Consider the following 12,810-nt stretch of genomic DNA (forward strand, 5'->3'; position numbering starts at 1 on the left):
CAGGGAGTGCCGGCGGGAGGGCCGGCAGCGACGGTGCTGTCTGCGGGCTGCGTGGGAGGTTCGCTCGCTAAGTTACGCTGCGAGCAGGCACCCCGGCAGTGCTTTCGTGTGACGATCGTAGGCCCGCGTTGACGGCTTCCATGCCAGGACGGTGGTAGTGTGCACGCCTCGCTCATCCAGATCGCTGTAAACCCGGATGAATCGATCAATTCCCGTAGAGAGCGCGCGGCTTCACTGGTCGTGGCCCAGCGGGGCGCGGACCTGGTCGTCCTGCCCGAACTCTGGCCCGTCGGGGCGTTCGCCTACACCGCGTTCGAGGACGCGGCCGAACCGCTGCGGGGTCCCACGCACGACGTCATGGCGAAGGCCGCCGCCGAGGCCGGCGTCTGGCTGCACGCGGGTTCCTTCGTCGAGCGCGCCGAGGACGGCACCCTCTACAACACCTCGCTCGTGTTCTCCCCCGAGGGGGAGCGCGTCGCCGCGTACCGCAAGATCCACCGGTTCGGCTTCGACAAGGGTGAGGCGGTGATGATGGGTGCAGGCGAGGAGCTCGTCACCGTCGCACTGCCCGAGACCACCCTCGGCCTCGCCACCTGCTACGACCTGCGCTTCCCCGAGCAGTTCCGAGGGCTCGTCGACGCGGGCGCCGAGACCCTGGTCGTCGCGGCCGGCTGGCCGGAGCGCCGCCGCGCGCACTGGACCCTGCTCGCGCAGGCCCGCGCCGTGGAGAACCAGGCGTACGTCCTGGCGGTCGGCTCGTCGGGCACCCACGGGGGGGTCGAGCAGGCGGGCCACAGCATCGTCGTGGACCCCTGGGGCGAAGTGCTCGCCGAGGCCGGAGCGGCCGAGGAAGTGCTCACCGTCGAGTTCGACCCGGCGAGGACCGCCGCCACCCGGGAGCAGTTCCCGGCCCTGAAGGACCGCCGCCTGGGCCTCGCGCCCCCGCGCTGAGGACACGGGGCCCGTGGCCCGGTTTCACGTGAAACCGGGCCGGACTCGTGCGCGCTCTCAGTCCTCGCGGTCCTTGTCGGCGAGCACGATCACGCACACGGCGACCGCGATCAGCAGCGGCACGTCGGCGTCCTCCCGCACGACGTCGACGCCGTACGTGTCCCGGACGGTGAGCCAGCGCCGCGAGATCTGCGCGAGCAGTTCGCCGTCGTAGTCGATGGCGAACTCGCGGTCCAGGATCTTGCCGCTGACGTCCAGCTCCGTGCCGTCCACCAGGGTCACCCGGTAGTGGTTGCGCAGCAGCGAGAGCCGCTTCCGCTTGACCTTGGCCAGCTCGTCGCCGTCCCGTTCGATGAGCATGGTGTCGCGCAGGCTGATCAGCTTCTGGCGGATCTCCACCAGTACCCGGCCGTCCGTGTCCTTCAGCTCGAAGGTGTCGCGGAGCCGCATGGCCTTGCCGTCGACGAGGAAGAGCTTCCGCCCGTCCGCGTCCTCGATCCAGTAGTCGTCGCCGACGCCGAACAGTCGCTCACGCACGAGAAGTCTCATGGATCACAGGTTCCCCGACGCCTGACCGGAATGCGCGCAGGCCACGGTGCTGTTGACTGTTGTCATGACAGCACGTGCACGTGTCCGCGCCCCCGAACTGATCGGCAAGGGCGGCTGGCTCAATACAGGCGACCGGCAGTACACCCTGGCTGACCTGCGGGGACGCATCGTCATTCTGGATTTCTGGACCTTCTGCTGTGTGAACTGCCTGCATGTGCTCGACGAGCTGCGCGAGCTGGAGGAGAAACACCGCGACACCGTGGTGATCATCGGCGTCCACTCGCCGAAGTTCGTCCACGAGGCCGAGCACGAGGCCGTGGTCGACGCCGTCGAGCGGTACGGGGTGCACCACCCGGTCCTCGACGACCCCGAGCTCGCCACTTGGAAGCAGTACGCCGTGCGGGCATGGCCGACCCTCGTCGTGGTGGACCCCGAGGGATACGTCGTCGCGCAGCACGCCGGTGAAGGGCACGCGCACGCCATCGGGAAGCTGGTCGAGGAGCTGGAGGCCGAGCACGCCGAGAAGGGCACGCTGCGCCGCGGCGACGGCCCGTACGTGGCTCCCGAGCCGGTCGCCACCCACCTGCGTTTCCCCGGCAAGGCACTCGTCCTGCCCGACGGGGGATTCCTGGTCTCCGACACCACGCGCCACCGCCTGGTCGAGCTCGACGCCGACGGTGAGACCGTGCGCGGGCACTACGGCAGCGGTGAGCGCGGGTTCGCCGACGGCGGCCGGTCCGAGGCGCGGTTCAGCGAACCCCAGGGCCTCGCCTTCCTCCCGGACGGCCGCATCGCCGTCGCGGACACGGTCAACCACGCCATCAGGGCTCTCGACCTCGCGACGGGTGCGACGACGACGCTCGCCGGGACCGGCCGCCAGTGGTGGCAGGGCTCCCCCACCAGCGGCCCGGCCGCCGAGGTGGACCTGTCATCGCCGTGGGACATCGCCTGGTTCGGCGACCGGCTGTGGATCGCCATGGCCGGAGTCCACCAGCTCTGGACCTACGACCCCGAGCAGGGGACGGTGCGGGTCGCCGCCGGGACGACGAACGAGGGTCTCGTCGACGGGCCCGGCCCCGAGGCGTGGTTCGCGCAGCCCTCGGGCCTCGCGGCGGCCGGGGACCGGCTCTGGGTCGCCGACTCGGAGACCTCGTCCCTGCGGTACGTGGACCTGGACGGTGGCGTGCACACGGCCGTCGGTACCGGGCTCTTCGACTTCGGCCACCGGGACGGCGCCGCCGGCCAGGCGCTCTTCCAGCACCCCCTGGGCGTCACGGCCCTCCCGGACGGCTCCGTCGCCGTCAGCGACACCTACAACCACGCGCTGCGCCGGTTCGACCCGGAGAGCGGCGAGGTCACGACACTGGCCACGGATCTGCGGGAGCCGAGCGACGCGGTCCTCGTGGACGGCGACCTGGTCGTCGTGGAGTCCGCCCGGCACCGGCTGACCCGGCTGCGGTTGCCCGAGGAGGCCGTGCGCGTCGCGGACCGGGCGCACCGCACGCAGCGGGCGGCCACCGAGGTCGCCGCCGGCACCCTGCGGCTGGACGTGGTCTTCCAGGCCCCCGCCGGGCAGAAACTGGATGTCCGCTACGGGCCATCGACGCGGCTCCTGGTCTCCTCGACCCCGCCGGAACTCCTGGCCGAGGGCTCGGGGCCGGGTACGGACCTGAGCCGTGACCTGGTCCTCGCGGAGGGGTTCACCGAGGGCGTCCTGCACGTCTCCGCGATGGCCGCCTCCTGCGACGACGACCCTGCGAACGAGTACCCGGCCTGTCATGTGCACCAGCAGGACTGGGGCGTTCCCGTCAGCGTCACCGCCGGGGGGACGTCCAGGCTTCCTCTCGTGCTGGCCGGGATGGACGAGCAGGCCTGACAGGCCGCCGCGGCCGCGTCGTCGCTGCGGGACGGGACCCCACACCCCACGGCGCAGGTGGTCCCGCCCGCCCGACGGGGGGTTGCTCCGGGCGGGCGGGGTGCGTTCCGTGCGCCGTTACTGGTAGCGGCGCTCTTCCTCCGTGACGACCGTGGTGGTGGGCGGCACGACCATGCGGCGGCGCCGCGCGATGCTCACGTAGACGAAGACCCCGACGAGGCCGACGAGCATCATGATCCAGCCGACCAGGTCGACGTTGACGGTGTCCATCTCCCAGTCCGTGGCGAACGCGAGAATCGCCCCGGCACCGATCAGGAGAATGCATCCTCCGAGTCCCATGATTTCCGCCTCCTCGACGGCCCGGTGAATCCGGGCCGGTGTACGGATCGGGTACCCGGCCCGGCAACAAGCATGTCCGGGAAGGCGGTTGGGACGCGTTTCAGCCCGCGAGGAACGCCGCCAGCGCGTTGGCCAGGAGGTAGGGGTCGTCGGCGCCGCAGAGTTCGCGCGCGCTGTGCATCGACAGGATGGCCACACCGACGTCGACGGTCCGGATGCCGTGCCGGGCCGCGGTGATCGGGCCGATCGTCGTGCCGCACGGCATCGCGTTGTTGGAGACGAACGTCTGCCACGGCACGCCGGCCTTCTCGCAGGCCGCCGCGAACACGGCGCGGCCGCTGCCGTCGGTCGCGTACCGCATGTTGACGTTGACCTTGAGGATCGGGCCGCCGTTGGCGACCGGGTGGTGCGTCGGGTCGTGGCGCTCGGCGTAGTTGGGGTGCACGGCGTGGCCGGTGTCCGAGGAGAGGCAGACGGTTCCGGCGAGGGCGCGGGCGCGGTCCTCCAGCGAACCGCCCCGGGCGAACACGGACCGCTCCAGGACCGTGCCGAGGAGCGGACCGTCCGCCCCGGTGTCGGACTGGGAGCCGTTCTCCTCGTGGTCGAAGGCGGCCATGACGGGGATGTAGGGGATCTCCTTGTCCGGCTGCCCGGCCACGGCCGCCAGCGCGGCCGTCGCCGCGTGCACCGAGAGCAGGTTGTCCATCCGGGGACCGGCGAGCAGTTCGCGGTCCCTGCCCAGGTAGGCAGGCGGCTCGACGGGGTGCGGCATCAGGTCCCAGCCGGTCACCTGGTCGGCGTCGACGCCCGCCTCCTCGGCGACGAAGCGGATGAGGTCGCCCTCCTCGACGTCGCCGAGCCCCCAGATCGGCTGCATGTGCTTCTGGCGGTCCAGCTTGAGACCGTCGGGGTTGGCGGAGCGGTCCAGGTGGACGGCAAGCTGGGGCACCCGCAGCAGCGGCCGGTCGATGTTCACGAGCCGGTGCGTGCCGTCGCGCAGCGAGATCCGCCCGGCCAGGCCGAGGTCCCGGTCGAGCCAGGTGTTCAGGAGGGTTCCGCCGTAGATCTCGACGGCGACCTGGCGCCAGCCGTACGCCCCGGTGTCCGGCAGCGGCTTCACACGGAGGTTGGGTGAGTCGGTGTGAGCTCCCACGATCCGGAACGGGGTGTGGGCACCGGCACCCTCCGGCACGTACCAGGCCACGATCGCGCCGCCCCGCAGGACGTACTTGCCACCCGTGGAGCCGTCCCACGCGGCCGTCTCCTCGACCTGCCGGAAACCGGCCTTCTCCAGTCGTGCGGCGGCGGTGGCCACGGCGTGGTACGGGGAGGGGCTGGCCATCAGGAAGGCCATCAGGTCGTCGGTGTGCCCGCGGTCGAAGCGGAGGGAAGAGCTCATGTTCTTCACTGTAACGACGGCGGCCCGGGAGGGTTCACGGCGGACGGCCGCCGCCTGCGGCCGTCATCCGGAAAGCGCCCGGTCCCGTCCTGACGCGGTCAGAGCCGTGCGGACGGCTCCTCGCCGTTCTGGGCCTGCTGGGCGCGGTCGGAGAACAGTGCCGCGAGGTCCTTGACCAGATCCTCGTCGAGAGCCTTCTCGCTCCGGGCGTCGGACGAGACCCAGAGCAGTGCCGTCCCCACCCGGATCTGGCCGGTCACGGCGTACGCGCCGTCGTAACCCGACGGGCCGGCCACGGCGTCGCGCTCCGCGCCGACCGCGCCCAGGTCGGCCTCGTCCCTGCCTGCGTTGCGCGAGGTCTGCGTCCACAGCACGTCGTACGCGGCTTCGGCGGCCTTCTCGTCCTTGTACGCGACCAGCCAGAAGCGGGTGCTCGCGCTCTCGTCGTCCCGCAGGAGGGAGACGGAGCCGAGAAAAGCGGAGTCCTCGCAGCCCTCGCCCTCCGCGGACAGGCAGATGGCCCTCCGGCCGGCCTCGCCCATCGCGGCGGCCGACGGCTTCTCCGAGACGTTCCAGCCGGGCAGCGCGCTCTCGTCCGGCAGCACCGACGCGACCTGTGCCTTGTCCAGGGCCGTCGCCTCGTCCTCGGTTCCGCCGCAGCCCGCCAGCAGCAGGGCGGCCGCCCCGGCGGCCGCCCACCGTATGCCCGCTGTCCTCATCGGTATGGTGCTCATGGACTCGTCCCCCTCGGTAGTCACCGGGATCATAGGTGCGGCCCGCCCCCGTGACGGGGGCGGGCCGCACCAGTTCTGCGTGGAGCACGTGCAGGGAACGAGGACTAGAACGCGGCCTCGTCCAGCTCCATCAGGGAGTTGTCGACCGCCTCGGCGAGGGCGCGCTCGGCAGAGACGCCCGGCAGCATGTTCGCAGCGAAGAACTTCGCGGCGGCGATCTTGCCCTGGTAGAAGGCGACGTCCTTCGGGGAGGCGTTGCGCAGCTTCTCGGAGGCCACGGCCGCGCCCTTGAGGAGCAGGTAGCCGACGACGACGTCACCGGAGACCATCAGCAGGCGGGTGGTGTTGAGGCCCACCTTGTAGATGTTCTTGACGTCCTCGCCGGTCGCGGTGAGGTCGGTGATCATCGTGCCGACGATCGCCTCCAGGTCCACCGCGGCCTTGGCGAGGTTGTCCAGCGACCCGGACAGTTCCTCGTCGCCCTGGGCGCCCGCGAGGAACTTCTTGATCTCCTCGGAGAGGGCGTTCAGCGAGGCGCCCTGGTCGCGGACGATCTTCCGGAAGAAGAAGTCCTGGCCCTGGATCGCCGTCGTGCCCTCGTACAGGGTGTCGATCTTGGCGTCACGGATGTACTGCTCGATCGGGTACTCCTGGAGGTACCCGGAGCCGCCGAACGTCTGGAGCGACTGCGCGAGCTGCTCGTAGGACTTCTCGGAGCCGTAGCCCTTCACGATCGGGAGCAGCAGGTCGTTCAGGCCGTTGAGCGCCTTGGCGTCCTCGCCCGCGGCCTCCTTGACCTGGATCGCGTCCTGGACGGAGGCGGTGTACAGCACGAGCGAGCGCATGCCCTCGGCGTACGCCTTCTGCGTCATGAGGGAGCGGCGCACGTCGGGGTGGTGCGTGATGGTGACCTTGGGGGCCGCCTTGTCCATGAACTGCGACAGGTCGGTGCCCTGGACGCGCTCCTTGGCGTACTCCAGGGCGTTGAGGTAGCCCGTGGAGAGCGCGGCGATGGCCTTCGTGCCGACCATCATGCGGGCGAACTCGATGATGCGGAACATCTGCCGGATGCCGTCGTGCTTGTCGCCGATCAGCCAGCCCTTGGCGGGGTGCTGGTCGCCGAAGGTCATCTCGCAGGTGTTGGAGGCCTTGAGGCCCATCTTGTGCTCGACGTTCGTCGCGTACACGCCGTTGCGCGCACCGAGCTCGCCGGTGGTCCAGTCGAAGTGGAACTTCGGGACCAGGAAGAGGGAGAGTCCCTTGGTGCCCGGGCCGGCGCCCTCGGGGCGCGCCAGGACGTAGTGGAGGATGTTCTCGGACATGTCGTGCTCGCCCGAGGTGATGAAGCGCTTCACACCCTCGATGTGCCAGGAGCCGTCCTCCTGCTCGACCGCCTTGGTGCGGCCAGCGCCGACGTCCGAACCGGCGTCCGGCTCGGTCAGGACCATCGTCGAGCCCCACTGCTTCTCGACGGCGATCTCGGCGACCTTCTTCTGCGCCTCGTTGCCCTCGTCGAAGAGGATGCCGGCGAACGCCGGGCCGGAGGAGTACATCCAGACGGCCGGGTTGGCGCCGAGCAGGAGCTCCGCGTAGCCCCAGATCAGGGAGCGCGGGGAGGTGGTGCCGCCGATCTCCTCGGGCAGGCCCAGGCGCCAGTACTCGGAGTCCATGAACGCCTGGTACGACTTCTTGAAGGAGGCCGGGACGGGCGCGGTGTTGGTCTCGGGGTCGAAGACCGGCGGGGTGCGGTCGGCGTCGGCGTAGGAGTCGGCCAGCTCGTTCTCCGCGAGGCGGGTGACCTCGTCCAGGATGCTCTTCGCGGTGTCGACGTCCATCTCCGCGAACGGGCCGGTGCCGTAGAGCTTGTCGCGCCCGAGGACCTCGAAGAGGTTGAACTCGATGTCGCGGAGATTCGACTTGTAGTGCCCCATGGGAAGGCTCCGTAATCAATAGCAGTGGCGCGCAGCGCCCCGGGGAGGACTGAGGATCGGGCGGCGGACGGCCTGGCGTGGGTGTGTCACCTGACCCCCACGATGATGCTACCCGTCAGTAATAAGACGCAACCCCCCGAGGCACAGATGTGTCCGATTACTCTTTGTCGCATGTATGGCTACGACCAGAACCCGGGTGCACAGCAGCAGATGGGCGGCGGCTACGGCGAGCAGCCGTTGTACCCCGAGCCCTCGCCGCCCTCCCTGGCCGATGCGGTACGGGCCTTTACGACCGGATCCCTGTCCGCGGAGGACTTCCAGCAGATCTTCGCCACGGCGAAGGTCTACTGCCCGCGCGGTGACAACCCGGGCTTCCTCGCCCTCCACAACACCCAGCAGCCGGTGATCCCCATGTTCACCACGCTCAAGGAACTGCGGAGTTACGCGGGCAAGGAGTCCAAGTACTTCGTGATCACCGGCGCCGAGGTGATCGACCTGCTCCCGACCGGCTACGGCTTCGTCCTGGACATGGAGGGTGATCACCGCATGGTCTTCGACGCCAAGGCGGTCGAGCAGATGGTGGACTTCGCCATGCGCCGTATGTACGGCTGACGGACACCCGCGTACGAGGTGGTCAGAGGGCCCGCACCGACCAGGTGCGGGCCCTCGGTGCTGTCCGGGCGGCGGCCGGATCGCGGCGGTCCGGTGGCGGCGGGAGCGCGCGCCGCCTTGCAGGATGTTCAGTGTTCAACTAAATTGGGGTCAGAAGACTCCCGGAGGTGGCTCCCATGCCCGCAGTGACCGTCGAAAACCCGCTGACCCTGCCCAAGATCGCAGCTCCGGGCGATGCCGTGGCCCGTCCCGTGCTCACCGTCACGACCGCCCCGAGCGGTTTCGAGGGCGAGGGGTTCCCGGTGCGGCGCGCCTTCGCCGGGATCAACTACCGGCACCTCGACCCGTTCATCATGATGGACCAGATGGGTGAGGTGGAGTACGCGGCAGGTGAGCCCAAGGGAACTCCCTGGCACCCGCACCGCGGCTTCGAGACCGTCACGTACATCATCGACGGGAGCTTCATCCACAAGGACAGCCACGGCGGTGGCGGAGCCATCGAGAACGGCGACACCCAGTGGATGACGGCCGGCTCGGGCCTCCTGCACATCGAGACGCCCCCGGAGGCGCTCGTCATGTCCGGCGGGCTCTTCCACGGCCTCCAGCTCTGGGTGAACCTCCCCAGGGCCGACAAGATGATGGCCCCGCGCTACCAGGACATCCGCGGCGGACAGGTCCAGCTCCTCGCCTCCCCGGACGGCGGCGCGCTGCTGCGTGTCATCGCCGGTGACCTGGACGGTCACGAGGGGCCGGGCATCACGCACACCCCGATCACCATGGTCCACGCGACGGTCCGGCCGGGCGCCGAGGTGACCCTGCCCTGGCGCGAGGACTTCAACGGCCTCGCCTACGTCCTCGCCGGACGCGGCAGCGTCGGCACCGAGCGCCGCCCCGTCCGCACCGGGCAGACCGCGGTCTTCGGCAAGGGCTCGTCGCTGACCGTCCGCGCCGACGAGGGCCAGGACGGCAACACACCGGACCTGGAGGTCGTGCTGCTCGGCGGGCGTCCGATCCGTGAGCCGATGGCGCACTACGGACCGTTCGTGATGAACACCCAGGACGAGCTCAAGCAGGCCTTCGAGGACTTCCAGGCCGGCCGCCTCGGCAAGGTCCCCGCCGTCCACGGCATGTGAACGACCCCGCACCGGCGTCCGGGTGACGGGCCGTCACCCGGACGCCGGTGCGGGAGGGACACCGTGCCCGGCCCGTGATCGGGTGGACAGGTGCCCACCCGGAAGCCCCTCCTGCCCGAAGCCGCGCGGCGGACGGCCGCCTGGTGCGGTGTCCTGCTCCTCGCCGCCGGCGTCGCGGCGGTGGCGATCTGGCTCTGCGCCGCCCTCAAGACCGCGGTCACACCGGTCCTGCTGGCGCTGCTGGGTACGGCGCTGCTCGGGCCCGTCCACCGCCGGCTGAGCGCCTACGGCGTGAACAGGTCACTGGCCGCCGGACTCACCTGCGCGGCGCTCGTCGCGGTGGTCGGAGGCGCCGGCTACATCGTCGTCACGGCGCTCGTCGACACCGGTGACCAGATCGTGGACTCCCTCAAGGACGCCGCGCAGTGGGTCATCGACCACTTCGACATCGCCGGCGTCGCCGACGTGGACGATCTCGCCGACAACGCGAAGACGCTCGTCGAGAAGTTCGGCGCGAGCGCGGCGGGCGGCCTGCTCAGCGGGATCAGCCTGATCGGGTCGCTCCTGACGACGAGCATCCTGGCCCTGCTGCTGACCTTCTTCTTCCTGCGCGATTCCGACCGCGCCGCGAGACTCGCCCACAGCATCGCGCCGCGGGGTACGGGCCACCTCGTGGAAGCCATGGGGCGCAGGGCCTTCGAGGCCGTCGAGGGCTTCATGCGCGGAACCACCGTCATCGCCCTGATCGACGCGCTCTGCATCACCGTGGGCCTGCTGATCCTCCGGGTGCCGGGCGCGGCGGGGCTCGGCGCACTCGTCTTCGTCGGCGCCTACATCCCTTATCTCGGTGCCTTCCTCTCCGGCGGCGTCGCCGTGCTCGTCGCGCTGGCCGACCGGGGGCTCGCGATCGCCCTGTGGACGCTCGGGGTGGTGCTCGCCGTCCAGGTCCTGGAGGGGCACGTGCTCCAGCCCGTCATCCAGAGCAGGACCGTCCAGATGCACCCCGCCATGATCATGATCGCGCTGACCGCGGGCGCGAGCGTCGCGGGGCTGCTGGGCATCCTCCTGGCGGTGCCGCTGTGCGCCGCGGTCTTCAGCGTGATCGGCGAGCTGCGCGCCCACCACGGGAACGGCGGGGAACGCATGGGACACGAGGCCGCCGGGGGCTCATGAGCCGGCTCGGCCGAGTTCCACCGGGTCCTCGGACTCGTACAGCTCGAACCAGATCGACTTCCCCTCGCCCCGCGGGTCGACGCCCCAGGCGTCGGCGAGCATCTCCATCAGCACCAGTCCGCGGCCGCTGGACGCCATCTCGCCGGGCCGCCGCTTGTGCGGCAGCTCGTCGCTCGCGTCGGCCACCTCCACGCGCAGCCGCCGCTCGCCACGTACGCCGGTCACCTCCGCCACGAGCAGGGCGTCGCCGTCCGTGTGGACCAGCACGTTCGTGGACATCTCGGAGACCATGAGCTCGGCGGAGTCGACCTGTTCCGCGTCCGCCCAGTCGTGCAGCAGCTCCCGCAGCTGCTGCCGGGCGGCCGCGACCCGCTCGGGCTCGGCCTGGGCGATCGTCATCGCCGAGCGGCGACCGGGCGGCTTGCGGGTCCGCGCGGCCTCCCGCCGGAGTACGAGCACCGCGATGTCGTCCTCGCGCCGGTCCACGAGCGGCCCCGTCGTGTAGTGCGAGCCGGGGCCGTGCACGGCCTGGACCAGGGCGTCGGCGAGCTCCTCCAGGTCCTCCGCGGGCTTCTCCAGGACCGGCCGGAGCCGGGTCCAGCCGGTGGCCATGTCGTGCCCGCCGGTCTCGATGAGCCCGTCCGTGCACAGCATGATCGTCTCACCCGGGCCCAGGACGACCCGGGTCGTCGGGTAGTCGGCGTCCGTCTCGATCCCGAGGGGCAGCCCGCCCGCGGTCTGCCGGATCACCGCGGTGCCGTCGACACTGATCACCACCGGGTCCGGGTGGCCCGCCCGGGCGATGTCGAGGGTGCCGGTGTCCGGGTCGGCCTCCGCGTACAGGCAGGTCGCGAAGCGCGTCGCGTCGGACCCGTCCCCGTCGGCATGGTCGTACGCGTCGGTCAGGCCCGACAGGAAGCGGGATGCCCTGGACAGCACGGCGTCCGGGCGGTGGCCCTCGGCCGCGTAGGCGCGCAGGGCGATCCGCAGCTGGCCCATCAGACCCGCAGCGCGGACGTCATGGCCCTGGACGTCCCCGATGACGAGCGCGATACGGCCGTTCGGGAGCGCGATCACGTCGTACCAGTCGCCGCCGACCTGGAGACCGCCTCCCGTGGGGACGTAGCGCGCCGCGAGCGTCATGCCGTCGACGCCCGGACCGAGAGAGGGCATCATCGCCTTCTGAAGGCCCAGTGAGAGCTCCCGCTCGGTCTCGGCGGCACCGGCGCGCGTCAGGGCCTGGGCGAGCATCCTGGCCACCGTGGTCAGCACCGAGCGCTCGTCCGGCGAGAAGGCCACGTTGTGCCGGAACCCGGCCATCCACGCCCCCGTGGTGTGCCCCGACGAGACCAGCGGCAGGAAGGCCCACGAACGGCGTCCGAAGTCGCGGGCCAGCGGCCAGGTGGCCGGGAACCGCTTCCGGTACTCCTCGGGGGACGACAGGTAGATCGCCTGCCCGGTCCGTACGACCTCGGCCGCCGGGTAGTCCGTCTCCAGGGGCATGTCGATGAACGGCTTCTCGTCGCCGACGTTGTGCCCGTGGTGGCCGACGACCGTCAAGTGGTCGCCGGAGACGCCGAAGACGGCGAGCCCGTCCGGGGAGAAGCCGGGCATGGAGAGCGAACCGGCCACCCGCAGCACCTCCGCCGTGGACCCCGCCTCGGCCAGCGCCCGGCCCGCGTCCAGCAGGAACGCCTCGCGGGAGCGGCGCCAGTCGCCGGTGAGCGGGGTGTGCGAGGCGATGGTCTCCGGAGGCTGCGCGATCTCCTGGAGGATGCCCATCAGCACGTACGTGTGGCTGCCGGGAGAGTCGACCGGCACCGGCTTGGACCGGGTGCGCACCGTCCGTACGACCCTGCCGTTCTCGTCCACGATGCGCATGCGGGCCTCGGCGACGGTGTCCTCGGAGATCGCGAAGTTCACCACCCCGTCGATCTCCTCCCAGTCGGCGGGGTGGAAGCGGGGGCGCACCTCCTCGCCGGGGCGTACCACGGGCTCGGCAGGCAGTCCGAGCAACCGGGCTGCCTCGGCGTCGAGCGAGACCGTGCCCGAGGAGCTGTCCCAGCTCCACAGACCCGTCCCGATCGCAGCCAGGATCTCCTCGGTACGCATT

The 12,810-nt window shown here is 70.9% G+C and carries 11 protein-coding genes; 5 read left to right on the forward strand and 6 right to left on the reverse strand.

The genetic code is table 11. From position 1 onward, the window contains the following. Positions 1-159: 159 nt before the first annotated feature. Positions 160-951, forward strand: a complete 792-nt coding sequence (locus OG206_RS17105; protein ID WP_327116936.1) for a carbon-nitrogen family hydrolase — start codon at positions 160-162, stop codon at positions 949-951. Between the two features lie 57 nt (positions 952-1,008). On the opposite strand, the gene OG206_RS17110 is transcribed toward OG206_RS17105, so the two are convergent. Further along, a complete protein-coding gene (locus tag OG206_RS17110) occupies positions 1,009-1,500 on the reverse strand; it encodes an LURP-one-related/scramblase family protein (RefSeq protein ID WP_327116938.1) in 492 nt (163 codons plus the stop codon). A gap of 64 nt (positions 1,501-1,564) precedes the next feature. Here OG206_RS17110 and OG206_RS17115 point away from each other — a divergent pair, with 64 nt between their 5' ends. Beyond that, positions 1,565-3,376, forward strand: a complete 1,812-nt coding sequence (locus tag OG206_RS17115; RefSeq protein WP_327116940.1) for an NHL domain-containing thioredoxin family protein — start codon at positions 1,565-1,567, stop codon at positions 3,374-3,376. A gap of 117 nt (positions 3,377-3,493) precedes the next feature. On the opposite strand, the gene OG206_RS17120 is transcribed toward OG206_RS17115, so the two are convergent. From OG206_RS17120 to OG206_RS17135, 4 genes are all read right to left on the reverse strand, one after another. Further along, positions 3,494-3,715, reverse strand: a complete 222-nt coding sequence (locus OG206_RS17120; RefSeq protein ID WP_327116942.1) for a DUF6458 family protein — start codon at positions 3,713-3,715, stop codon at positions 3,494-3,496. A 100-nt stretch (positions 3,716-3,815) separates the two neighbouring features. Further along, entirely contained in the window at positions 3,816-5,114 is a 1,299-nt protein-coding gene (locus OG206_RS17125; RefSeq protein ID WP_327116944.1) for a M18 family aminopeptidase, read from the reverse strand. Between the two features lie 98 nt (positions 5,115-5,212). Beyond that, a complete protein-coding gene (locus OG206_RS17130) occupies positions 5,213-5,848 on the reverse strand; it encodes a hypothetical protein (protein WP_327116946.1) in 636 nt (211 codons plus the stop codon). Positions 5,849-5,952: 104 nt separating this feature from the next. Next, positions 5,953-7,779 (reverse strand): acyl-CoA dehydrogenase, encoded by a 1,827-nt coding sequence (locus OG206_RS17135; protein WP_327116948.1) that lies wholly within the window; start codon positions 7,777-7,779, stop codon positions 5,953-5,955. Between the two features lie 171 nt (positions 7,780-7,950). Between OG206_RS17135 and OG206_RS17140 the strand changes: the two genes are divergently transcribed. The 3 genes from OG206_RS17140 to OG206_RS17150 all read left to right on the forward strand — a co-directional run bounded on the left by OG206_RS17140 (position 7,951) and on the right by OG206_RS17150 (position 10,697). Further along, positions 7,951-8,391 (forward strand): SseB family protein, encoded by a 441-nt coding sequence (locus tag OG206_RS17140; protein WP_073750539.1) that lies wholly within the window; start codon positions 7,951-7,953, stop codon positions 8,389-8,391. Between the two features lie 176 nt (positions 8,392-8,567). After that, complete coding sequence (locus OG206_RS17145) at positions 8,568-9,524, forward strand: pirin family protein (RefSeq protein ID WP_327116952.1); 957 nt, start codon at positions 8,568-8,570, stop codon at positions 9,522-9,524. A gap of 90 nt (positions 9,525-9,614) precedes the next feature. After that, on the forward strand, positions 9,615-10,697 hold the full coding sequence (locus tag OG206_RS17150) for an AI-2E family transporter (protein ID WP_327116954.1): 1,083 nt from the start codon (positions 9,615-9,617) through the stop codon (positions 10,695-10,697). Here the strand turns inward: OG206_RS17150 and OG206_RS17155 are convergent. Next, on the reverse strand, positions 10,692-12,809 hold the full coding sequence (locus OG206_RS17155; protein WP_327116955.1) for an ATP-binding SpoIIE family protein phosphatase: 2,118 nt from the start codon (positions 12,807-12,809) through the stop codon (positions 10,692-10,694). The genes OG206_RS17150 and OG206_RS17155 overlap by 6 nt on opposite strands. Between the last annotated feature and the right edge of the window lies 1 nt (position 12,810).

The sequence above is a fragment of the Streptomyces sp. NBC_01341 genome (assembly GCF_035946055.1).
In the GTDB taxonomy this organism is placed as follows: domain Bacteria; phylum Actinomycetota; class Actinomycetes; order Streptomycetales; family Streptomycetaceae; genus Streptomyces.